Genomic DNA, 21,762 nt, shown 5'->3' on the forward strand with positions numbered 1-21,762 from the left:
CCTCATGTTTCAAGGGTCACGCGTGCGGAAGACGTTCGCTGGCTCAAATTTCAGGACTTGCATCTCGCCGGAACGCCCTCACGGGTGTGTGGGCAGGTGCTGGAAAGGACCGGCGATGAAAGCGAACATCCATCCCGATTACCACGGCATCAAGGTCGTGATGACCGATGGCACGGAATACATGACCCGTTCGACCTACGGCAAGGAAGGTGACACGCTCACCCTCGACATTGATCCGACCTCCCACCCGGCCTGGACCGGCGGCGACCGTCAGATCATGGACCGTGGTGGCCGCGTCTCGCGCTTCAAGAACAAGTTCGCAGGCTTCCTGGGCTCCTGAGCCCCAGCACTGCAGATCTTGCAAGCATCAAAAAACCCCCGGACCTGACTGGCCGGGGGTTTTTCGTGTTTTCTGATTTTCGTGTTGTCTGCGGGCTCCGCTTCAGCCGGTTGGCGCTTTGGTCCCGGTTGGCAGCTGGCGGAAGCCCCGCCAGCTCATGCTTCCTGTCATGTCACAGTTGCTTCAGGTCAGACCAGACCTCAGTGCATCGTGGCTTTCGACTGGATTTTAAAGATCTCTTCCTTGAGCTTGAGCTTCTTGCGCTTCATCTCGGCCAGTTCGAGCGTATCGACGCTCGGGTGCCGCAGGGCCGTTTCGATCTCTTCGTCGAGGGCTGCGTGGCGGCGCTCCAGTTCTGCAAGATGCGACTGCATTGACATGGATAGTGCTCCTTGTCCTGTTGGCTCAGACAGACAGATGTTGCCACACATTTTGCCGGCTTGTCGAATGCATTTCATGGGACCCGCTCTGCATCTGACGCATAGTGCAGTGCAAAATAAAAACTACACTTACGTAAGAATTAAAATCACAAGAATAATAGAGGGATTCTATTCTATTGCACCGCACCATAAAACCGGAATTTGTCCACGCCCACAATGTGTTGGGACCACCCGGTGCAAATTTGGCTCGCAGAAACGCAGGCAGCGGTGTACGGTTTCTCCACCGCGATTGGAGTTGCAAGGCGCGATGGGCCGGGGAGCACTTGTGCCAGGATCAGAGCACTTGAGCCCGGCGTGTATTGTGTCTGGGGAGAGCGATGCCGGAAGCTAATGAACAGGCCGTGCGAGTTGAGCTGGCGCAGCTGCGCCAGGAGCACCGTGACCTTGATACCGCCATTCAGGCCCTTGCCGGCACCGGCAGCGCAGATGCCCTGCAGCTGCAGCGCCTGAAAAAGAAGAAACTGATGATCCGCGACCGGATCGCCATTCTGGAAGACCAGCTTTTCCCGGATATCATCGCCTGATCCTCAGGGGCTGAAAAATGCCGGATCGCAGGCCCTTGCGGCCTTGCGCCACGCCTTGCCGTGCCTATAATCCGCGCCTTCTCAAGGCTTGATGCGCCAGCATCTCACAGACTTGGTATAAGGAGACAGCATGGCAAACGGGCCCGCACCGGTCGCAATCATCATGGGCAGCCAGTCCGACTGGCCGACCATGAAACACGCCGCAGATACGCTTGACCGTCTGGGGGTCGCCTATGAGGCCCGCATCGTCTCCGCCCACCGCACACCCGAGCGCATGTTCGACTTCGCCAGGGGCGCCCGCGGCAACGGGGTCAAGGTCATCATCGCAGGCGCCGGCGGGGCCGCCCATCTGCCCGGCATGACCGCCGCACTCACGCCGCTGCCGGTGTTCGGCGTTCCGATCGAATCGCGCACCCTGAAAGGTGAAGACAGCCTCCTTTCCATCGTGCAGATGCCCGCAGGCATTCCCGTTGGCACGCTGGCGATTGGCCGCGCCGGTGCCGTCAACGCCGCCCTGCTCGCCGCCTCCGTCCTTGCCCTCGCCGATGACGGGCTCGCCGGCCGGCTCGACAGCTACCGCGCCGAACAGACGGCTTCCGTTGCCGATTTCCCGAGCGACGAGGCTTGACCCTGGATGAGCCAGTTTCCTGACGACGGCCGTATCCTGAAGCCCGGCAGCACCATCGGCATTCTCGGTGGCGGTCAACTGGGCCGCATGCTCGCCCTTGCCGGTGCCAGCCTTGGCCTGAAGAGCCATATCTATTGCCCGGAAGCCGGAAGCCCCGCCTTCGAGGTCGCGGCCACGCACACGCAGGCCGCTTATGAGGACCTTGCCGCGCTGGAGGCCTTTGCCCGCAGCGTCGATGTGGTGACCTACGAGTTCGAGAATGTGCCCGGCCCGACGGCGGCGCATCTTGCTTCCTTCGTGCCCGTCCGCCCCGGCCCGCAAGCGCTCGCCGTGTCGCAGGACCGGCTGAGCGAGAAGGACTTTCTCTCCGGCGCAGGCATTGCCCTTGCCGGCTATGCCGCCATTGACAGCCTTGCGGATCTGAACGCCGCGCTCGACCGCTTCGGCGGACAGGGCGTCCTGAAGACGCGCCGCTTCGGCTATGACGGCAAGGGCCAGGCGATGATCCGCGACCGCGCCACCGCAGCCGATGCGCTGGCGAAACTTGGCGGCAAGGATCTGGTGCTGGAACAGCTCATCCCCTTCACCCGGGAAGTCTCTGTCGTCGCCGCACGCGGCATCAATGGCGACATCGCCTGCTACGACATCACCGAGAACCACCACGAGCACCACATCCTCAAGACCTCCACCGTTCCGGCCAGCGTCACACCGGCCACGGCGGACAAGGCGCGGGAGATTGCCCGGCGCGTGGTCGACAGTCTCGGCTACGTAGGCGTAACGGGTGTGGAGATGTTCGTCACCGGCTCCGGTGCGGACGAGGACCTGCTGGTCAATGAGATTGCCCCGCGCGTGCACAACTCCGGTCACTGGACGCAGGACGGCTGCCTCGTTTCCCAGTTCGAGCAGCACATGCGCGCCGTTGCAGGCTGGCCGCTGGGCAATCCGGCGCGCCACAGCGATGTGGTGATGGAAAACCTGATCGGCGCCGATGCCGAGGGCTGGGCCGCTGTCCTTGCCGAGCCCGGCGCAAGGCTGCATCTCTACGGCAAGGCCGAAATCCGGCAGGGGCGCAAGATGGGCCACGTCAACCGCATCCGCCCGAAGGCAGGTGGCTGACATCCCGCTGGCGGCATGAATCAAAAGGCCCGGTGGAAACGCTCCGCCGGGCCTTTTCCGTTTCGTAGCACCAAGGCCTGCTCTGCTGACGCATCACGCCTTGAAAAGGCTCACACGCCACGCGGGCTTGAATCAGCCTCTGGACACCAGCCCCAGCCGCTCGCGCTGGGAGAAGCGCCAGATGGCGAGAACAGCGGTGAAGGCAAGGCCAACGGCAAGGCCCCACCAGATGCCCACACCGCCCAACCCGATAACAAAGGCAAGCACGTAAGCCGTGGTCATGCCGACGGCGATGTAACCGGCAAGCGCCAGCAAGAAGGGCACCATCGTGTCCCCCAGCCCGCGCAGGATGCTGCCTGCCGCCACCTGCGCCCCATCGGCCAGCTGGAAGATGGCAGCCACACCGAGAAACACCGCAGCCAGCGCCAGAACCGGCGGCGTATCCGGATGGCCGCTATCGAGGAACAGGCCGACCAGAAACTCCGGAATGGTCCAGAAGGTAATGGCAGCGCAGCCCATGGAGACGAGCGCAAGGCCGAGCGTGACCCAGCCGGCCCGGGCAACCGCGGACCGGTCCCGCTGACCGGCAGCGATGCCGATGCGGCTCATGCCCGCCTGGCTGATGCCGAGCGGGATCATGAAGGTGATGGCCGCCAGTTGCAGGGCGATGCCATGGGCTGCAAGGGAAACCGTTCCCAGCCAGCCCATCATCAGTGTCGATCCGGAGAACAGGAGGCCTTCGGCCACGATGGTCGCGCCGATGGGTGTGCCGACCTTGATGATCGTGAAGAAATCCGGCCAGTCCGGCCGCCAGATCCGTCCGAAAATGGCAAAGCGGCGCAGACGGCGGTGCCGCGTGACATAAACCGCGAGCAGCAGGAAGCCGAAGCTGGATGTCAGGACCGAGGCAATGGCCGCCCCCACCAGCTCCAGCCTTGGGAAGCCGAAATTGCCGAAAATCAGCAGATAGTTGAGACCGCCGTTGAGGAAGGCGGAAAGCACCGTCACCCAGAGCACCATCTGCGTCAGGCCGGTGACCGTCAGGAAGGAGCGCAGCGCCATGACCGCAAGCGCCGGGAACAGCGACCACTGCATCACCCGGACATAGGCCCCGGCGGCCGCAGAAATCTGCGGTTCCTGTCCCAGAATCAGGAGGATATCCTCGCTGAACCACAGGAGCAGCCACACCGGCCCGCAGTAGCAGGCCACGATCCACAGCCCCATGCGGACGGAACGGCGCATGGCGCGGGCATCCTTGCGCCCGCGCGCGGCCGCTGCCAGCGGCACGATGGCCTGGCAAACGCCCATGCCGAACATCCAGAACAGGATATAGACATTCTGCGCCAGAACCACGGCGCCAAGCTCGACGGCACCAAGCCAGCCCACCATGATCACGTCGGTGGTGTTGATGGCCATCTGTGCCAGCTGGGCACCGGCCAGTGGCAGGCCCAGCACCAGCGTCGGGCGGATATCACTGAGCCAGAGGCTCTTCGCCGGAAGAGCGGCAGGGGCATTCGGGGGTGAGGTCTGCATGACAGGCTCCGGAAAGCGCGGCAGGCACGTCTCCCGTCAGATCAATGGCATGCGGGGGCGGTGCAATGAAGGAACTCCCCACCGGCATGGAGGGCATGCCTGTTTGATGGGCAGAAAGAGGTAGACCCTTTGGCTGCCCCTGTCCACCCGCAATACTGGCACACCCGCCGCACAACCAGTTCTGCCGCAACGGGACCAGGCTGGCGCTTTCGCAGGCGCAGAGCGCAAGCAGAGTGGACATTGCGGCCAAATTCTGATAACACGCGCGCCAGTGAGCGGTGGTGGCTGCGAGAACAGGCCTTTCAGGCCGGGGCGCGCCACAGGCCTTGCTTTCTAAACATCATGTCTACAGCACTCCTGCCTCTAGCGGGATGTGGAACGATAGGGTCAGACGCGTGCAGGTTCTGGTTCGCGACAACAATGTTGATCAGGCGCTTCGTGCGCTGAAGAAAAAGTTGCAGCGTGAAGGCGTATTCCGCGAAATGAAGCTTCGCGGCCACTACGAGAAGCCTTCCGTGAAGAAGGCGCGCGAGAAGGCTGAAGCTGTCCGCCGCGCCCGCAAGCTTGCGCGCAAGCGCGCGCAGCGCGAGGGCCTGGTCCCCGGCCGCGCCACGCACTGAAAGCTCACGCTCTGGAAGCTGGTGAAACACCGGCCAGGCGTGCAGCGCGCGAGAGGGCTATGCCTTAAAGATTCTGAAAAGACCGGCTGGATTTCCGGCCGGTCTTTTTATGTTGCCTGCAAGCCTTGAGACCGCTACGGCAAACGGGCGGCACGGCTGGCATTGTCAAAGCGTGTTTAAGACGGCAGGGTGAAGCCTCCATGAGGCCTCTGTATCAGGACGGATGATTCGGATGGGCGTTTTTGCAGGCATTCTTCCCCGGACCAGTATCAAGCTGGCAGCGCGGCTGACGGGTGCTGCGGCACTCTGCCTCGTGCTGGCGGCCTGCCAGACCTCGGACATCTACAGCAATGTGCCCATTGACCGGGCGGCAGGGTCCAGCGCCAACATCGATTCACTGACGGCCGTGATCCAGTCCAACCCGCGGGACGCCAGCGCCTATAACACGCGCGGCATCGCCTATGGCCAGGCTGGCCGCCTCGACAAGGCGATGGAAGATTTCAACACCGCGCTGCAGCTTGACCCCAATTCCTATCAGGCTTTCGCCAACCGTGCGCTGGTGGAACGCCGCCGGGGCAACATGCCCAATGCCATCGCCGATTATGACCGGGCGCTGCGCATCAACCCGGCCTATGACACCGCGCTTATCGGCCGCGGCAACACCTACCGTCTGATGGGCCGCTACAATGAGGCCCTGCGCGACTTTGACGAGGCGATCCGCCGCAACTCCTATGACGCCCGGGCCTTCCACAACCGTGGCCTGATCTATCAGGCACAGGGCCAGCACACCTTCGCCATCGAGGACTTCTCGACCGCCATCGTGCTGAACCCCAAGGCGGAAGAGCCCTATACCGCCCGCGGCATTTCCTATCTCAAGATCAACGATCCTGCGGCGGCCCTGTCGGATCTGTCCGATGCGGTCAACCTCGACAAGAACTCCGCCATGGCCTGGGCCGGGCGCGGTGTGGCGCTGGAAATGCAGGGCAAATATACCGACGCGGTGCGCAGCTACAACCGCGCCCTCGGCCTCGACAGCACCAACGATCTTGCCCGTGAAGGCCTGGGCCGCGCCCAGCGCGCCCAGCAGCAGGCTTCCCGCTAACTCTGGCTCTCAGAACGGCGCAGGCGCCTCGAACCGCATGCGCTCGCCCGTCACCGGATGGGTGAACTCCAGCATCTGCGCATGCAGCGCCAGACGCGGGGAAGCCTTGCGGGCTTCCTCGTGCGCATAAAGGCTGTCGCCGATGATGGGATGACCGAGGCTGAGCATATGCACCCGCAGCTGATGCGAGCGGCCCGTGATGGGCGTCAGCAGCATGCGGGTAAAATCCCTCTCAATGCCGCCATTGCGCCACTGGGTCACCGAAGGACGGCCTTCCTCGAAACAGATCTTCTGCTTCGGCCGGTTCGGCCAGTCGACGATGAGCGGCAGGTTCACTTCCCCAGCCTCCCCTTCGACATGGCCATGGACCAGTGCCACATAGGCCTTGTCCGTCTCGCGCCGCTCAAACTGCATGGAAAGCTGCCGGTGCGCTTCCGCGTTCAGGCCCATGACCATGATGCCGGAGGTGTCGAGATCGAGCCGGTGGACGATCCGCGCCCCGCGCACCATCCGCGACACGCGGGTGGCAAGGCTGTCATCGCGCCCCTCACCCTTGCCGGTGACACTCAAAAGCCCGTGCGGCTTGACCACGACAAGCACGTCCCGGTCCTGAAACAGGATCTGCAGGGGGCCTTGCGGCGGCGTGTAATCAAAGGGAAGCGGCTGGCTCTGGTCCATGCCAGAGCGTATGGCGCGGCGCATGCGCATTTGCAAGAAAAAGCCGCGGACAGCGCCACCCGGACATGACAAGACCCGCAGAGTGGGCGCAGGCTGTTTCCTAGCCCGGCACCTCTCCTTCGTCATCCCGGCCAAGCGCAGCGCGAGCCGGGACCGGTGAGCCGGGGTATAAGCTGGTTCAATGAGCTAAAACCGCTAGGCCGTGACTCACCGGTCCCGGATCTCCGCTTCGCTGCGTCCGGGATGACTACGGTGAAGGTTTTCCAGCAGCATTCCACCGAAATGACAAAGCCCGCAGCACTGGCTGCGGGCTTTGCCGTATCCCGAAAGGGATGGATCAGACGGTCAGGATCGCCAGAATGCACGTCAGGGCGAAGACGGCGGCGGGCGGGATCCAGCCCTTTTCGCCAAGAGCGAAGCCGATGCCGACGGTCACCAGATTGGCGATCAGCATGATCCAGCCAAGAACCAGCGCAGCCGTGCCGCCAAAGGCGAACATGAGCAGCGTCACCACGATGGACAGGACCGAGATCGTCCCGATCTTCGAGGCGTTGATGAAGCCTTCGTAGGTCCGCTCGTGCTCGGCGTAATCCATGGAAGAAGAAGAAGTGGAGTTGGACATCAGATTCCCCCGGTTCCGGTCATCCTTTTCTGTTTGCATCGCTCTCACGACCGGCGCCGCCAGTCAAGCCCCGAGGTGCAAAGATGTGAGTTTGGAAGGGGCGGGGGCTTTGCACAGAAATGGTATTTTTGCTCGCTGTGGGTAAAGCGCAGTGGAGCGGCCAGAAAGACTGAGGTGTCGCCCCGGACGCAGCGAAGCGGAGATCCGGGGACCACTCGTTTCCAGAGCGGAGCTGATTGGGCTCCTGCTCGAATGGATGGTGCAGGTACCTGCCGGACCTTTGGAGACAACGGCCTCTTTCTGCAAGCGAGTAGTCCCCGGCTCGCGCTTCGCTTGGCCGGGGCGACCCGGTGCCCCAAGCTTGGCCCTCCTCGCCACTTTCACAGACAGAAGAAATTACCCCCCCGCCACAAGCCCCGCGCTTTCCAGTGCCGCAGATTGACGGGCAGCGACCGTCTCCACCTTGAAACCATCGATCTGTTCGTTGAACAGGCGGAAGAAGTTCAGCTCGGCACGCAGATGCAGGAACACCCCGCCGAGACCGATGGCGGCGCGGTCCATGAAGACGAACTCGCGCGGAACCGTCACCGGCCCAAGCTTCTTCAGGGATTGCTGCACGCGGAAGGCTTCCTTGCGGCCATATTCGGCCGGGCTCACCCCGTCAGCGATGGAGCGCACCCGGTCGCTCAAGAGCGGGCCATAGATGAAACGGGCCCAGATGTTCAGCACATCGATCAGCTCCCGCGTCAGCCCCTTGAAGCCCCAGCGCTCATAGGCAGAGACGACCCGCGCCTCATCCTCATGCAGGAGCCCCAGATAGAGATCCACCACCCCTTCGACAAAACCGGGCGGGAAGATGCGGATGCAGCCGTAATCAAGCAGGTTGATGCCCGCCGCCTCGCCGTTCTCCTGAAACACGGTGTAGTTGCCAAGATGCGGATCGCCATGGATGACGCCGAAATGGCTGAAAGGATGCCACCAGGCATGGAACATGGTGGAGGCCAGCCGGTTGCGCGTTTCCAGATCCGCGTCCTTCCAGGACAGCAGCGGCCCGCCCTCCAGCCAGCCCATGGTCAGCAGGCGATTGGTCGAGAGTTCCGGCACCACTTCGGGCACGCGGATGCGCGGCTCATCCCTGAAGATGGCGCGGTAGACGGCCATCTGCTGCGCCTCGCGCTGATAATCCAGCTCCTCGCGCAGCCGCTCGCCGATTTCCTTGGCGATCTCACGAGTGTCGATGGCCGACTGCATGCGCCGGTGCAGGGAGAAGAGCACGGAAAGCTGGCTCAGGTCCGCCTCGACGGCAGAAGCCATGTCCGGATATTGCAGCTTGCAGGCCAGAGCGCGGCCGTCCTGCGCCTCGGCCCGGTGCACCTGACCCAGCGACGCGGCCGCCGCAGGCTCCTTCTCGAAAATGGCAAAGCGCTGCTCCCAATCCGCACCCAGTTCGGCGCGCATGCGGCGCTTGACGAAGGCCCAGCCCATCGGCGGGGCATTGGCCTGCAGCTTGGCAAGTTCGGCAGCATATTCGGGTGGCAGCAGATCGGGGATGGTGGAGAGAAGCTGCGCCACCTTCATCAGCGGCCCCTTCAGACCGCCCAGCGCGGCGGCAAGGCTCTCGGCATCCTTCCTGTTGTCCGCCGCAAGACCGAAAAGCTTCGCCCCCGCCAGCTTGGCCGCAACGCCGCCCACATTGGTGCCCACGCGGGCATAGCGGCCAACGCGGGCCGAAAACCGGTTGGCTTCCCTGTCATTACCTGCGGACATCAAGGCTTCCTGACATGCTGAACTCTTGTCCTGCTCCCATATGGGACGCCGGCTCCGTTCAGCAAGTCACATTGCCGGCAGTCATCAGACAAGACTGGCGAGATCTGCGGCAAGCTGGTCGCGGTGCAGCGTCAGGCCCTTGTAGCGCAATTGCGCCTCATCAAGGCTGCCAAGCTGCTCCGCCAGCCCTGCGGCCAATTCCCGCGCCCGGGGCTGCGCGGCCAGCAGGCGCAAGGGATCGTGATGGATCTTGATGGTAAAAAGCAGATCGCCGCTATCCGGCAAGCGGGAGAGCGTCTGCCGCTCCACCCGGATGAAGGCCCCCGCCAGCATCGCCCCCTCACCTTCCGCCATTTGCGGCGACATCTGCTTGGGACGGGAATGATGCAGCTCCGGACTATCATAGACCGACCAGTTGAGCCGCGCCACCAGCTGGCCGGGCTTCAGATTGTCAAAGATGCGGTCCACCGTCTGGCCCATGCGCCCGGCATAGCCCGGCACATGTTCATGGATCTGCGCCATCGGCTGCGACGCCTTGGCGGCCAGCGACCAGGAGGACGGAAAACAGAGCGAGGCCGCAGCCAGGCGCCAGCCGCCCTCCCCCTTGCGCATGAGGACGAGATCTTCCTGCACGGCACGGCTGATGGTCAGAAGCGGCGGCTCATTGTCCTGCAGATGAAAGGCCGTGCCCTCCGCGGCCAAGGCAATACCGCCGTCCACGGCCCGGTAGAGATCCGGATGCGCCACCGGCAGATGCGCGGCCATGAGTGCGAAGGCTTCCGCCTGCGCGGCCAGCGTCTCCGGCTCGCCGTGGAACACCACATCCGGCACGGTTGCCATCAGCTCCCGCTTGCGGGCCAGCTGTTCGGCAAAGCGCTCGTCCGGATCAAACCAGCGCTCCTGCGGCACCGGTTCAAGACCGATGGAGAAGGGACGCTTCGACCCGTCATAAGGCGTGTAACGGAACATCCCCTCTCCTCATTTTATCAATGGAAAACCGGACCTCAGTCTTCCATTGCCTCCAGCTCGTCGATGATGCGCTCGATCACCGACAGACCCTTCTTCCAGAAGCCCGGATCGCCGGCATCGAGCCCGAAGGGCGCCAGCAGCTCCGAATGATGCTTGGTGCCGCCGGCCTTCAGCAGATCAAAATACTTCTGCTGGAACCCGGCCTCGGCTTCCTCATAGACCGCATAGAGCGAATTCACGAGGCAGTCGCCGAAGGCATAGGCATAGACATAGAAGGGCGAATGGATGAAGTGCGGGATATAGGTCCAGAAGGTCTCGTAGCCCTCACCCAGATGGATGGCGGGTCCAAGGCTCTCGCGCTGAACATCCATCCAGATCTCGCCGATGCGCTCCGCCGTCAGCTCGCCGTTGCGCCGCTCGGAATGGATGCGGCGCTCGAAGCTGTAGAAGGCAATCTGCCGCACCACCGTGTTGATCATGTCCTCGGCCTTGGAGGCGAGCATGATCTTGCGGGTGCGCTTGTCCTCGGCCTTGTCCAGCAGCGAGCGGAAGGTCAGCATCTCGCCGAAGACGCTCGCCGTCTCGGCCAGCGTCAGCGGCGTCGGCGCCATCAGCGGGCCGTTGGGCGCAGCGAGCACCTGATGCACGCCGTGCCCCAGCTCATGAGCCAGCGTCATCACGTCCCGCGTCTTGCCAAGATAATTGACCAGCACATAGGGATGCGCGCTCGGCACGGTGGGATGGGCAAAGGCACCCGGCGCCTTGCCGTCGCGTGCAGGCGCATCAATCCAGCCCTTGTCGAAGAAGCGTTGCGCGATTTCCGCCATCTCCGGCGAGAAACCGGCGTAAGCGGCCAGCACCGTATCGCGGGCCTCGCTCCAGGGGATGACCCGGTTGTCCGCCTTCGGCAGCGGTGCATTCCGGTCCCAGTGGTTCAGCTTGTCCATGCCAAGCCAGCGGGCTTTCAGCGCATAATAGCGGTGCGACAGGCGCGGATAGGCCTCGCGCACGGCGGCAACCATGGCATCCACCACCTCGCGTTCCACCCGGTTGGCCAGGTGCCGGCTGTCGGCAATGTCCTCGAACTTGCGCCAGCGGTCGGAGATTTCCTTGTCCTTGGCCAGCGTGTTGGTAATCAGCGTGAAGACCCGCAGGTTCGCCTTGAAGGTTTCGGCCAGCGCATCAGAGGCTGCCTTGCGCCGTGCCGGATCAGCGTCCTGCAACAGGTTCAGCACCTGCTCGATGCCAAGGCTTTCGCCGCCAACGGTGAAGCGAAGCGAGGCGATCGTTTCGTCAAACAGCCGGTTCCAGGCGCCGCGCCCGGTGACGGACTTCTCGTGGAACAGCTGCTCCACCCGGTCTTCCAGCTGGAAAGGCTTTTCCTTGCGCAGATCCTCGAACCAGGGACGGTAGTGTTTCAGGCCGGAATCCTCCAGCGCCGCTTCGATCACCGCATCCTCGATGGAGTTGATCTCCAGCGTGAAGAACAGGAGGTGGGAGCTGGCCGACGTGATCTTTTCCTGCACGTCGCCATAGAATTTCTGCCGGGCCGGATCGGTGGTGTTGCCGGCATAAACGAGGCCCGCGAAGGAAATCAGCTTGCCGAGCAGGTCTTCCAGATCCTCAAAGGACTGGATCGCAGCAAGGAGCCCGTCCCTGTCTTCGGCGGCAAGCCTTGCCAGATGCCCCTTGTAAGCGCCTTCGAACTGGCGGGAGCGCTCGAGAGCTGCGGCCAGATCGGCCTGAACCTGCGGCGCGTCCGGTGCCGGATAGAGGTCTGTGAGATCCCATTCCGGCAAGTCGCCCAGCCCTGTTGCGGTTGCGTGGGAGCTGGCGGCTTCAATACCCTTCATAAATCCTCCGGTTGCATCCGTGCGATGCGTCAAAGACATGTCTGCAAGTCTGTGTTTGCTGAAATTAGGGCGCAAACCCCGTCACAAGCAATCATCATTCTATCGAATGGCGCCATGATTATGGACGATTTGTTTACTTGCGGCTGCGAATGATGGCCCGAATTGAGACAGGTAAGGCCGGGACGTAAAATGGTAGCAGCCAGCGGACGCATCCTCGTTGTTGATGACGACCCGATCCAGCGCCGCCTGTTGCAGGAGGCCATCACCCGCTTTGGTTACAGGGTGAAGCTTGCCGAGAACGGCGCTGAAGCGCTGAAGATCATGACCGGCGTGGAAGGCGCGGATATCGACCTAGTCGTCATGGACATGGTGATGCCGGAGCTGGACGGCCTTGGCGCCCTGCGCCAGATGCGGGCCCAGAAGATTGCCGTGCCGGTGATCATGCAGACCGCCCACGGCGGCATCGACACGGTCGTCAATGCCATGAATGCGGGCGCGCAGGATTTCGTCGTCAAACCTGTGTCGGCCGAGCGGCTGGAGGTCTCCATCCGCAACCTGATGAAGGTCTCGGCACTCGAAAGCGAAATCACCCGCCTGCACAAGCGCGCGTCCGGCACGCTGACCTTCAACGAGATCATCACCCGCTCGGCCGCCATGGAGCGCGTGCTGCGCCTTGGCCAGCGGGCCGCCTCGTCCAACATTCCGATCCTGATCGAAGGAGAGAGCGGCGTCGGCAAGGAACTGATCGCCCGCGCCATCCAGGGCACCAGCGACCGCAAGTCCCGCCCTTTCATCACCGTGAACTGCGGCGCCATTCCGGACAATCTGGTGGAATCGATCCTCTTCGGCCACGAGAAAGGCGCCTTCACCGGCGCGGTCGACAAGCATGTCGGCAAGTTTCAGGAAGCCCATGGCGGCACCCTTTTCCTGGATGAAGTGGGCGAGTTGCCCATGGAGGTGCAGGTCAAGCTCCTGCGCGCGCTGCAGGAAGGGGAGATCGACCCCATCGGCGCCCGCCGCCCCGTGAAGGTGGACTTCCGCCTCATCTCCGCCACCAACCGGCGCTTGCTGGATCTGGTGAAGGAAGGCGGCTTCCGCGAGGACCTTTATTACCGGCTCAACGTCTTTCCGATCTGGATCCCGCCGCTGCGCGACCGCATCGAGGACATTCCGGCACTCGCCCGCCATTTCCTCGCGCGCTTTGCAGCCGAGGAAGGCAAGCCGCAAGTGCGCGGCATCTCGGCCGAAGCGCTGGCCCTGCTGCAGGCCTATACCTGGCCCGGCAACATCCGCCAGCTGGAAAACACCATCTTCCGCGCCGTGGTGCTGTGCGATGGCGACCAGCTCGTGCCTGAGGATTTCCCGCAGGTGGCAGCAGCGCTCGATCATCCCCTGCCCGTGCCGGAGCTGAAGGCAGCGCCTGTCAGCGTGAGCGCGAGCTCTTCGCCGGCCACAAGCGCGGCGGCGGCGTTTTCCACAAGTTCCCCACAGGGCGGCCAGGCTATGCCGCCTCATCATCAAGCTGCCACAAGCGCCCCCTATGGGTTCCTCCGCAGTCTTGACGATGGCGGTCATCTGCGCAGCCTGACGGCTGTGGAGGAGGAAATGATCCGTACGGCCATCAGCCACTATGGCGGGCGGATGACAGAAGTCGCGAAACGGCTAGGAATTGGACGCTCGACGCTGTACAGAAAGCTGAAGGATTACGGTCTGGAGGACAGCACCGATCAGCAGACTGGAGAAACGTGACAGCGCAGCTGCGGCATACCGGCATCTGTCAATGGATGTTTGAGTGAGCCGTTCCGGACTGCTGACGCAGAAACCTTCTCCTGGATCTGCCTCGACTGGAGGACAAGACAATGGGAATCAGCCGGTTACCAAATGCGGCATACGCAAAATCAGGGGCTGGATTCCTCGTTGTAAATTCGCCACTATGGGCCGTGAAATGAAATCACGGTAAAAACTTCTTAACCTCGCGCCGGTAACGTCCTCTTCATCATCGGGGGGAAGTTCCGGCCGCCAGGCCGATAGAATGCGAGAAGTGATTTGCGTACACGGTTTGCCCGAGACAACGCCCTGACCCGACTGAAGCGCCTTGTGGCGCTCGTCTGTGTTTTCGGCGCCATGCTCCTTGCGCCTGCACTGGTTGCACCCGGCCTGTCATCCGCACATGCCGAAACCCGCACCCTCAAGCTCTATAACGTGCATACCAAGGAAAGAGTTCAGATCACGTTCAAGAAGGACGGCCGGTATATCCCGGGCGGCCTGCGTGACGCGAACCGTTTCCTGAGGGACTGGCGGCGCAACGAGATCACCAACATCGACCCGAATCTGCTCGACCTGGTCTGGGAAGTGTACCAGCAGGTTGGCGGACGTGATTACATCCATGTGGTGTCGAGCTACCGTTCGCCGGCAACCAACAACATGCTGCGCGGCCGCTCGCGCGGTGTGGCGCAGAAGAGCCAGCACATGCTTGGCAAGGCGATGGATTTCTTCATCCCCGGCGTTGATCTTGCAAAGCTCCGCGCCACCGGCCTGCGCAGGCAGGTAGGCGGCGTCGGCTTCTATCCCACCTCGGGCTCGCCCTTCGTCCATATGGACACCGGCAGCGTCCGCCACTGGCCGAAGATGACGCGCCAGCAGCTGGCAAGCGTCTTCCCGGACGGCAAGACCATTCACATTCCCGCCGATGGCAAGCCGATGCCGGGTTATCAGCAGGCCCTGGCCGAGCTGAAGAGCGGCCGCCGCTCTGCCCCCGTCGTTGTCGCCAGCAACAGCGGCGGTGAGGAAGGTGAAAGCACCAGCCGCATGAACACACGTGGCCAGACTCTCACCTCAGGTGACGATGGCCGCCTTGTGCGTCCCGCCGCAAGTGGTGGCCGCAACTTCCTGGCCGCCCTCTTCTCTGGCGAGGATGACGATGTAGAAGAGGCTGCTGCCCAGCCTGACCGTGCCCCTGCGCAGGTGCGCCCGGGCGCAGTCGCTGAACGCGGCACTGTGGCTGCAACTCCGCCTGCTGCAGCACCCGCACAGGCCCCTGCTGCAGCACCGGCACGTGCGCCTGAACCCGAAGCTCCTGTTGTCACCGCAACCGCCCTGCCTCAGGGCAAGCCCGCCGGGGCCCGCGAGCCGGCCAACATCCCCTTCCAGATTGCATCGGCTGATGCAGGCGGCGTCAGCGCCGACGAGGCTCTGAAGCAGGCTGCCGCAGCCGCAGCGCCGGTCCCGCCCGCAGCACCGTCCCAGCCAGCCGCCGCGCAGCAACTGGCCGCAGTCGCGGTTCCGCACGCCAAGCCGCAGTCGGCAACCGCCCGCGCCGTGGCTCAGGCCACCGACCCTGTCTCTGCAATCATGGCTGCCACGGGCACCCAGTCGGCTCCGAAGCCGCAACTGACGGCAGCGGCCATGGCCTATGCCTCGCAGGCCGCCACCCAGCCGCAGCCGACCACGCAGGATGTGCTGCGCGCCAAGGCAGCGGAAGCTGCGGCCCGGATGGCCCGCGACAAGAAGAAGCCGGCCACGCCTGCTCCGACCCTTGCCGGCCTGGTCCCCGCGCAGATCAAGGATCCGCTGGCTGGTTTTGCCCGCGCACCGGACAAGAACTCGCCGGAGATCATCTCGGCCGCATCGACGCTGCGCACCGGATCCTTCGCGAAGATGAGCCATCCGAACCAGCGCAAGCTCACCGAGCTGCTGGAGCCGGGCAACCGCTTCCTGAAGAACAGCTTCACCACGGCAGCTCCGCAGGACATCCGTGCTGACAGCTTCACCGGCACCGCCGTGGCAATTCTTCCGGTGGTCTACACTCGCTGAACCGGGTGGAAGCACAAGCTTGAAACAAAAAGAGCGGCCCCTTGAGGCCGCTCTTTTCATGACCGGTGCCCCGGAAAAGAAACGGGCGGCCGCGCCGCCCGTTTGCAAACCGGTGGTCTGCGTTCAGCCGTTGCCGGAATAAGCCGACATGCCGAGGGCCTGGAGGTACAGGTCGAGAACCGCCTCCTCTTCCTCACGCTCATGCGGCTGCTTCTTGCGCAGGGAAATCACCTTGCGCAGGATCTTGACGTCAAAGCCGTTGCCCTTGGCCTCCGCATAGACATCCTTGATGTCGTCGGAGATCACTTTCTTTTCTTCCTCAAGACGCTCGATACGCTCGATAAACGCCCTGAGCTGGTCTGCGGCAACGCCACCCGGATCTGACATGCTAGCACTCCTTCAGTTGTGAATTGCGCCTGCCCTGCCACGGTCCGAAGGCCGGGTCAAGCGGCGGCTTGATGGGAAGTCCCAAAGTTTGAAGCCGGATCAGTGCTCCGGACGGCTGGCGTCGAAGGCAGCCTTCTGTTCCGCCGTCGCCTCGCGCTGGTGGAGCCGCTTCCAGTCTTCATAAGGCATGCCGTAGACAAGTTCCCTTGCCTCGTCCTTGCCAAGGGCGACACCCGCCTTGCCTGCTTCCTCCGCCATCCAGTTGGACAGGCAGTTGCGGCAGAAGCCGGCGAGATTCATCATGTCGATGTTCTGCACATCGGTGCGCTTGCGCAGATGCTCCACCAGCCGGCGAAACGCCGCTGCTTCCAGCTTTTCCTGCGTTGCTGCATCAAGATCCATCGCTGTCTCTCCGCTTGTTTCAGTCCGCCCGCGACCCGTGATGCCGGATCTGGCGCAGGTCCGGCATGCCGGTCATGCGGCGCAGGATGGGCTCCAGCCGGCCGGCCCACTCCAGCACACCCGCCTCATCGCCGATCAGATCCTGCCGGACTTCGATCAGCACATGGGCAAGGCCGCGCCGGGTGCAGTGGCGGTACATTGTGTCGTTTTTCAGGGCTCCGTCGTAAGGCTCATTATCGCCGACGACAAGCGTTCCATCCGCAGACAGGGCTTCGAGAACGGGCGTAACCGCACGCGGATCCTTGTCCCACAGCAGCCCCGCATGCCAGGGCCGCGGGGTGCCGCGCCAGACCGGCGTATAGCTGTGGATCGACACGACGACCGGAGGCGCCGCCTCTTCCAGCATGGCATCCAGCGTCGCGGCGATACGGTCATGATAGGGCCGGTGATAGAGCGCAATGCGCCGCTCCCGCTCTGCAGCATCATGGCGGGCATTGCCGGGCACAACGGCACCATCGGACAGGCGCATCACCAGCGTCGGATCATCCTCCCCCCGATTGGGATCGATCAGCAGGCGCGAGAAGGTCGTCATCAGCGCGGGCGCGGCAAGCCGCCGTGCCAGTTCCAGCGTCAGCGGCCGCACGCCGATGTCATAGGCGATATGCCGTTCAAACTGTGCCGGAGGCAGGCCCAGATCGCCATATTCGGGCGGCAGGGCGTTGCGGGCATGATCGCACAGCAGCAGCAGGCCGCAGGCAAGATTCCCGTCAATGGCTTCGACAGGCTCAAATGCGGAAGGGTTCAAGTGCATTGCTCGGGGATGACGGTTGAGAGGATGCGCAATTCGGATGACGCAAGCGCTTTGCTTGCGTAAGAAATAGAACATAGAGGCGCCTCTACCAACAGGTTTTCGATGCCCGTCGCCACACATACCGCTTCCTTTCTCGAAACCTTGTTTCAGGCTGCGGTTGATGCTGCTCTTCCGGGACAGTGCCTTCCCCCGCATTTGCCTGAACCTGTGGAAAGCGGGCGGATCATTCTGCTGGCGGCAGGCAAGGCGGCAGGCTCCATGCTGGAGACAGCCGAGCGCCATTACCGGGAAGACCGCGGCCTCGGGCCGGACCGGCTTCTGGGCCTTGGCGTCACCCGCCATGGCTACGCCCGCCCGACGGGCACCATCGAACTGGTAGAGGCCGGACATCCCGTGCCGGATGAGGCGGGCGTTGCGGCAACGCTGCGCTGCCTCGACATTGCCCGCAGCGCGCGAGCCGACGATCATGTGGTGGTGCTGCTCTCCGGCGGCGGCTCTGCAAACTGGATTGCCCCGGCTGAAGGCGTGTCTCTTGCCGACAAGCAGGCGCTGACCAAGGCGCTGCTGCGCTCCGGCGCGACGATCGACGAGATCAACACCATCCGCAAGCATCTCTCGCGCATCAAGGGCGGCCGCCTTGCCAAGGCGATCCGTCCGGATGTGGCGCTGACGACGCTGGCCGTGTCGGATGTGCCCCATGACGACCCTGCGGTGATTGCCTCCGGCCCCACCGTGCCGGACCCGACCACGCTGCAGCATGCGCGCGGCCTGTGCCTGGCACGCGGCATCAGCCTGCCGCCCTCCATTCAGGCTGCACTGAACGACCCGGCCAACGAAAGCATCAAGCCGGGCGATGCCGCTTTCGAGGGGCGCAGCTACACGCTGGTGGCAACGCCGATGCAGTCCATCGAGGCCGCAAGGCGCGTGGCAGAGGCCGCCGGTTACGAGACAATCATCCTGGGCGACAGCCTTGAAGGTGAGGCGCGCGACGTCGCCGCCTCGCATGCAACACTGGCCCTTGACCTGCAGCGGAGCGGCCGGCGCTGCGTGCTTCTGTCCGGCGGAGAATTGACGGTTACCATCCGCGGCGACGGATGCGGCGGGCCGAACCAGGAATATGCGCTGGCGCTGGCGCTCGCCCTCAACGGCACCGAAGGCATTTCGGCAGTCGCGGGGGATACGGACGGCACGGACGGCGGACGCGGACGCGCCGATGACGCGGCTGGTGCCATGCTCGATTCGTCCACCCTCGCCCGCGCATCGGCCACGGGTCTTGATGCTGCCGCATTTCTGGCGAGAAACGACAGCACCGGCTTCTTCGAGAAGCTTGGGGATCTGCTGACCCCCGGGCCAACTTTCACCAATGTCAACGACTTCCGTGCCGTTGTCATTGACAGGACATGACCCGGACCGCAAAAGTCCTCACAAATTATCGGATTAAATCGGTTTAATGATCACGGACAAGGAACGCAGGGCATGAGAGATCCGGCATGGACCGGCACAGGCTTTGCGCGTGCAGCTCTTGCATTTGCAGCTTTTGTTGCTGTTGCTCTCCTCAGTGATACGGCAAAAGCGGACTTGCGTCTGTGTAACAAGACCGAAAGCAACGTTGGCGTTGCTATTGGATACAAGGACAAGACTGACTGGGTCACCGAAGGCTGGTGGAACCTGGCAGCCAACAGCTGTGAAACGCTTGTGCCGGGGGCACTTGTGTCACGCTACTATTACATTTATGCCGTCGATTACGATCAGTTTGGCGAATGGGGCGGCCGGGCGTACATGTGTACGCGCGAAAAAGAGTTCACGATTCGCGGAATTGAAGACTGTGTGGCGCGCGGTTACGAGCGCACCGGATTTTTCGAAATCGACACAGGCGAGCAGAGCAACTGGACGGTTCAGCTGACTGAGCCGGTACAACAGGGAACGGGTGCACAATGAGGCGAAATCGGCGCGTTAAAATTCTTGCAACTCTGGGACCGGCCTCTTCCACCCAGGAGATGATCGAGAAGCTGCATACGGCCGGTGCGGATGTGTTCCGCATCAACATGAGCCATGCTGACCACGATCTGATGCGCGAACTGGTGCGCCGCATCCGCGCCGTCGAGGAGAAGGTCGGCCGCCCGATCGGTATTCTCGCCGACCTCCAGGGCCCGAAGCTGCGCGTCGGCAAGTTCGCCGAAGTCCCGGTGATGCTGGAAGACGGCGCCACCTTCGTGCTGGACTCCGACCCCACCCCGGGCGACGTCTCCCGCGTCTTCCTGCCCCATCCGGAAATCCTCAAGGCACTTCAGCCGGGCCACCGCCTGCTGCTCGACGACGGCAAGATCCGCCTTGTTGTCACCGAGTGCACTCCCTCGCGCGCCATGACCCGCGTGGAAGTCGGCGGCAAGCTGTCGGACAAGAAGGGCGTCAGCGTTCCGGATTCGGAAATCGGCATGAGCGCCCTCACCGACAAGGATCGCGCCGACCTGACCGCCGTGCTGGAAACCAGCGTGGACTGGATCGCCCTCTCCTTCATCCAGCGCCCGGACGATATTGCCGAAGTGCGCAAGATCGTGCGCGGCCGCGCCGGCATCCTCGCCAAGATCGAGAAGCCCCAGGCGATCGACCGTCTGGCCGAGATCATCGAGCTGTCCGACGCCCTGATGGTTGCCCGTGGTGACCTTGGCGTGGAAATGCCGCTGGAGCAGGTTCCCGGCCTCCAGAAGCGCATCGTCCGCGCTGCCCGCCGCGCCGGCAAGCCGGTGGTCGTCGCCACCCAGATGCTGGAATCCATGATCACCGCTCCGGTGCCGACCCGCGCCGAAGTGTCGGACGTCGCCACGGCCGTGTTCGAAGGCGCCGATGCCATCATGCTGTCGGCGGAGTCGGCTGCTGGCCAGTTCCCGATCGAAGCGGTCAGCACCATGGACCGGATCGCCCAGCAGGTGGAAACGGACCAGAATTTCCGCACCATCATCCACGCGCAGCGGACCGAGCCGGAGGCCACCGGCGCCGATGCCATCTCGGCAGCGGCACGGCAGATCGCCGAAACGCTGAACCTTGCTGCTGTCGTCTGCTACACCTCGTCGGGCGCCACGGGCCTGCGCGCGGCGCGTGAGCGCTGCTCCGCCCCGGTCATCGCCCTGTCGCCGGTCGCCTCCACCGCGCGCCGTCTCGCCCTTGCGTGGGGCCTGCACTGCGTCGTCAGCGAGGATGCGAACGACGAGAACGACATGGTGAACCGCGCCTGCAAGATCGCCAGCCAGGAAGGCTTCGCCAAGCCGGGCCAGCGCGTGATCGTGACGGCCGGCGTGCCCTTCGGCACCCCCGGCTCCACCAACATGCTGCGCATCGCCTTCGTCGGCAGCGACGGCCAGAGCGGCCTCTGAGAGCCCTCAAACACCTGACATCTGATGGCCCGCCCCTGGCGGGCCATTTTGTTTGAAGGAGCACAACCCAAAGGAGCAAAGAATAGATTACACTTGATATATGGCGAAGTTTGCGAAAATCTCTTCTGACAAATTTCCTGGACTGCACTCGAATGAAACAGAGCGGCCATCATCAAACTGACCCGGAGTTCTGGATCCAGGAATGGCTTACTCAGATCAAACGAGTTTCTGAATCACGCTGGCCCAAGAAATTCAGGCCAGTCATCAAGGGCACACCGCGCGTCGGCGACCTTTACTGGTGTAACTTCCATCGGGAAACCGAAGTTGAGCTCCCTGAAATGTGGAAGACCCGGCCCTGCGTCATCGTAAGCCGCAAGAACGTGCTTCACGGCAAGGTTACAGTTCTGCCTTTTTCAACATCACTTAGGAATGCAGATGACGGGATGGCCCATGAAGTCAGCAAGGCGACTCGCGACAAGCTGGATGGCAGAGTAAGCTGGATTCTATGCGATCACCCCTGCACCGTTGCCACCAGCCGCTTGCGGCAAGTGAAGGGCGGTGTCCCGAAACTGCCTTCTGCGGAACTGAGGGACGTCCTGCTTCTGATGACAAGGGCTCTTGCGGAACCTCTTCCTTAAGCACTTACCTTGACTTTTGAGCAGTAAGACGCATATTTGAAGACATATGCGGGAATGGAAACATTCTTCCGCCGCCCGGAGACGGGAGTTAAATGCCAAGCCACCCCTCGGGGTGGCTTTGGTTTTTCAAGCGCCCGCACGCTTCCCC

22 protein-coding genes are annotated in these 21,762 nt (G+C 63.1%); 12 read left to right on the forward strand and 10 right to left on the reverse strand.

Going from position 1 to position 21,762, the window contains the following annotated elements:
* The first annotated feature begins 115 nt into the window (after window positions 1-115).
* A complete protein-coding gene (rpmE, locus tag ACVNHC_RS17875) occupies window positions 116-340 on the forward strand; it encodes a 50S ribosomal protein L31 (protein WP_019965135.1) in 225 nt (74 codons plus the stop codon).
* A gap of 200 nt (window positions 341-540) precedes the next feature.
* Here rpmE and ACVNHC_RS17880 read toward each other — a convergent pair whose 3' ends face one another.
* Window positions 541-720, reverse strand: coding sequence for a YdcH family protein (locus ACVNHC_RS17880; protein WP_026355828.1), 180 nt, complete (start codon window positions 718-720; stop codon window positions 541-543).
* Between the two features lie 377 nt (window positions 721-1,097).
* Here ACVNHC_RS17880 and ACVNHC_RS17885 point away from each other — a divergent pair, with 377 nt between their 5' ends.
* The 3 genes from ACVNHC_RS17885 to ACVNHC_RS17895 all read left to right on the forward strand — a co-directional run bounded on the left by ACVNHC_RS17885 (window position 1,098) and on the right by ACVNHC_RS17895 (window position 3,048).
* Entirely contained in the window at window positions 1,098-1,304 is a 207-nt protein-coding gene (locus tag ACVNHC_RS17885; RefSeq protein WP_019965137.1) for a YdcH family protein, read from the forward strand.
* 130 nt (window positions 1,305-1,434) lie between these two features.
* The gene (purE, locus tag ACVNHC_RS17890) at window positions 1,435-1,932 is read left to right on the forward strand and encodes a 5-(carboxyamino)imidazole ribonucleotide mutase (protein ID WP_457168428.1); all 498 of its coding nucleotides are present in this window, start codon (window positions 1,435-1,437) and stop codon (window positions 1,930-1,932) included.
* A gap of 6 nt (window positions 1,933-1,938) precedes the next feature.
* Window positions 1,939-3,048 carry a 5-(carboxyamino)imidazole ribonucleotide synthase gene (locus ACVNHC_RS17895; RefSeq protein ID WP_457168430.1) on the forward strand — a complete coding sequence of 370 codons (1,110 nt, stop codon included), beginning with the start codon at window positions 1,939-1,941 and terminating at the stop codon, window positions 3,046-3,048.
* Between the two features lie 132 nt (window positions 3,049-3,180).
* Here the strand turns inward: ACVNHC_RS17895 and ACVNHC_RS17900 are convergent, their stop codons facing one another.
* Window positions 3,181-4,581 (reverse strand): MATE family efflux transporter, encoded by a 1,401-nt coding sequence (locus tag ACVNHC_RS17900; RefSeq protein ID WP_050472448.1) that lies wholly within the window; start codon window positions 4,579-4,581, stop codon window positions 3,181-3,183.
* A 395-nt stretch (window positions 4,582-4,976) separates the two neighbouring features.
* On the opposite strand from ACVNHC_RS17900, the gene rpsU reads away from it, so the two are divergent.
* The gene (gene rpsU, locus ACVNHC_RS17905; RefSeq protein ID WP_040678867.1) at window positions 4,977-5,201 is read left to right on the forward strand and encodes a 30S ribosomal protein S21; all 225 of its coding nucleotides are present in this window, start codon (window positions 4,977-4,979) and stop codon (window positions 5,199-5,201) included.
* 232 nt (window positions 5,202-5,433) lie between these two features.
* Window positions 5,434-6,303 (forward strand): tetratricopeptide repeat protein, encoded by an 870-nt coding sequence (locus tag ACVNHC_RS17910; RefSeq protein ID WP_186391760.1) that lies wholly within the window; start codon window positions 5,434-5,436, stop codon window positions 6,301-6,303.
* Window positions 6,304-6,312: 9 nt separating this feature from the next.
* On the opposite strand, the gene ACVNHC_RS17915 is transcribed toward ACVNHC_RS17910, so the two are convergent.
* From ACVNHC_RS17915 to ACVNHC_RS17935, 5 genes are all read right to left on the reverse strand, one after another.
* Window positions 6,313-7,005 (reverse strand): pseudouridine synthase, encoded by a 693-nt coding sequence (locus tag ACVNHC_RS17915; protein ID WP_457168433.1) that lies wholly within the window; start codon window positions 7,003-7,005, stop codon window positions 6,313-6,315.
* A 313-nt stretch (window positions 7,006-7,318) separates the two neighbouring features.
* Window positions 7,319-7,603, reverse strand: coding sequence for an aa3-type cytochrome c oxidase subunit IV (locus ACVNHC_RS17920; protein WP_050472553.1), 285 nt, complete (start codon window positions 7,601-7,603; stop codon window positions 7,319-7,321).
* A gap of 396 nt (window positions 7,604-7,999) precedes the next feature.
* Complete coding sequence (locus ACVNHC_RS17925) at window positions 8,000-9,370, reverse strand: ABC1 kinase family protein (protein ID WP_186391758.1); 1,371 nt, start codon at window positions 9,368-9,370, stop codon at window positions 8,000-8,002.
* Window positions 9,371-9,454: 84 nt separating this feature from the next.
* Window positions 9,455-10,339 carry a heme-dependent oxidative N-demethylase family protein gene (locus ACVNHC_RS17930; RefSeq protein ID WP_457168436.1) on the reverse strand — a complete coding sequence of 295 codons (885 nt, stop codon included), beginning with the start codon at window positions 10,337-10,339 and terminating at the stop codon, window positions 9,455-9,457.
* A gap of 35 nt (window positions 10,340-10,374) precedes the next feature.
* Entirely contained in the window at window positions 10,375-12,192 is a 1,818-nt protein-coding gene (locus tag ACVNHC_RS17935; protein WP_457168438.1) for a M3 family oligoendopeptidase, read from the reverse strand.
* 189 nt (window positions 12,193-12,381) lie between these two features.
* Here ACVNHC_RS17935 and ACVNHC_RS17940 point away from each other — a divergent pair, with 189 nt between their 5' ends.
* Entirely contained in the window at window positions 12,382-13,941 is a 1,560-nt protein-coding gene (locus ACVNHC_RS17940; RefSeq protein ID WP_094463539.1) for a sigma-54-dependent transcriptional regulator, read from the forward strand.
* 375 nt (window positions 13,942-14,316) lie between these two features.
* Complete coding sequence (locus tag ACVNHC_RS17945; RefSeq protein ID WP_058898761.1) at window positions 14,317-16,005, forward strand: DUF882 domain-containing protein; 1,689 nt, start codon at window positions 14,317-14,319, stop codon at window positions 16,003-16,005.
* Between the two features lie 123 nt (window positions 16,006-16,128).
* Here ACVNHC_RS17945 and ACVNHC_RS17950 read toward each other — a convergent pair whose 3' ends face one another.
* The 3 genes from ACVNHC_RS17950 to ACVNHC_RS17960 all read right to left on the reverse strand — a co-directional run bounded on the left by ACVNHC_RS17950 (window position 16,129) and on the right by ACVNHC_RS17960 (window position 17,605).
* Window positions 16,129-16,392 carry a DUF2312 domain-containing protein gene (locus tag ACVNHC_RS17950; protein WP_050472441.1) on the reverse strand — a complete coding sequence of 88 codons (264 nt, stop codon included), beginning with the start codon at window positions 16,390-16,392 and terminating at the stop codon, window positions 16,129-16,131.
* A 99-nt stretch (window positions 16,393-16,491) separates the two neighbouring features.
* Window positions 16,492-16,794 (reverse strand): DUF1244 domain-containing protein, encoded by a 303-nt coding sequence (locus ACVNHC_RS17955; RefSeq protein WP_050472440.1) that lies wholly within the window; start codon window positions 16,792-16,794, stop codon window positions 16,492-16,494.
* A 19-nt stretch (window positions 16,795-16,813) separates the two neighbouring features.
* The gene (locus ACVNHC_RS17960) at window positions 16,814-17,605 is read right to left on the reverse strand and encodes an N-formylglutamate amidohydrolase (RefSeq protein WP_058898760.1); all 792 of its coding nucleotides are present in this window, start codon (window positions 17,603-17,605) and stop codon (window positions 16,814-16,816) included.
* A 102-nt stretch (window positions 17,606-17,707) separates the two neighbouring features.
* Here ACVNHC_RS17960 and ACVNHC_RS17965 point away from each other — a divergent pair, with 102 nt between their 5' ends.
* From ACVNHC_RS17965 to ACVNHC_RS17980, 4 genes are all read left to right on the forward strand, one after another.
* A complete protein-coding gene (locus ACVNHC_RS17965; RefSeq protein ID WP_058898759.1) occupies window positions 17,708-19,009 on the forward strand; it encodes a glycerate kinase type-2 family protein in 1,302 nt (433 codons plus the stop codon).
* 72 nt (window positions 19,010-19,081) lie between these two features.
* Window positions 19,082-19,543 carry a DUF1036 domain-containing protein gene (locus ACVNHC_RS17970; protein ID WP_050472437.1) on the forward strand — a complete coding sequence of 154 codons (462 nt, stop codon included), beginning with the start codon at window positions 19,082-19,084 and terminating at the stop codon, window positions 19,541-19,543.
* Complete coding sequence (gene pyk, locus ACVNHC_RS17975; protein WP_058898758.1) at window positions 19,540-20,976, forward strand: pyruvate kinase; 1,437 nt, start codon at window positions 19,540-19,542, stop codon at window positions 20,974-20,976. The genes ACVNHC_RS17970 and pyk overlap by 4 nt, the downstream gene beginning before the upstream one ends.
* Before the next feature lie 152 nt (window positions 20,977-21,128).
* On the forward strand, window positions 21,129-21,614 hold the full coding sequence (locus ACVNHC_RS17980) for a type II toxin-antitoxin system PemK/MazF family toxin (protein WP_457168442.1): 486 nt from the start codon (window positions 21,129-21,131) through the stop codon (window positions 21,612-21,614).
* Window positions 21,615-21,762: the final 148 nt, after the last annotated feature.

The organism is Pannonibacter sp. Q-1 (assembly GCF_054073275.1).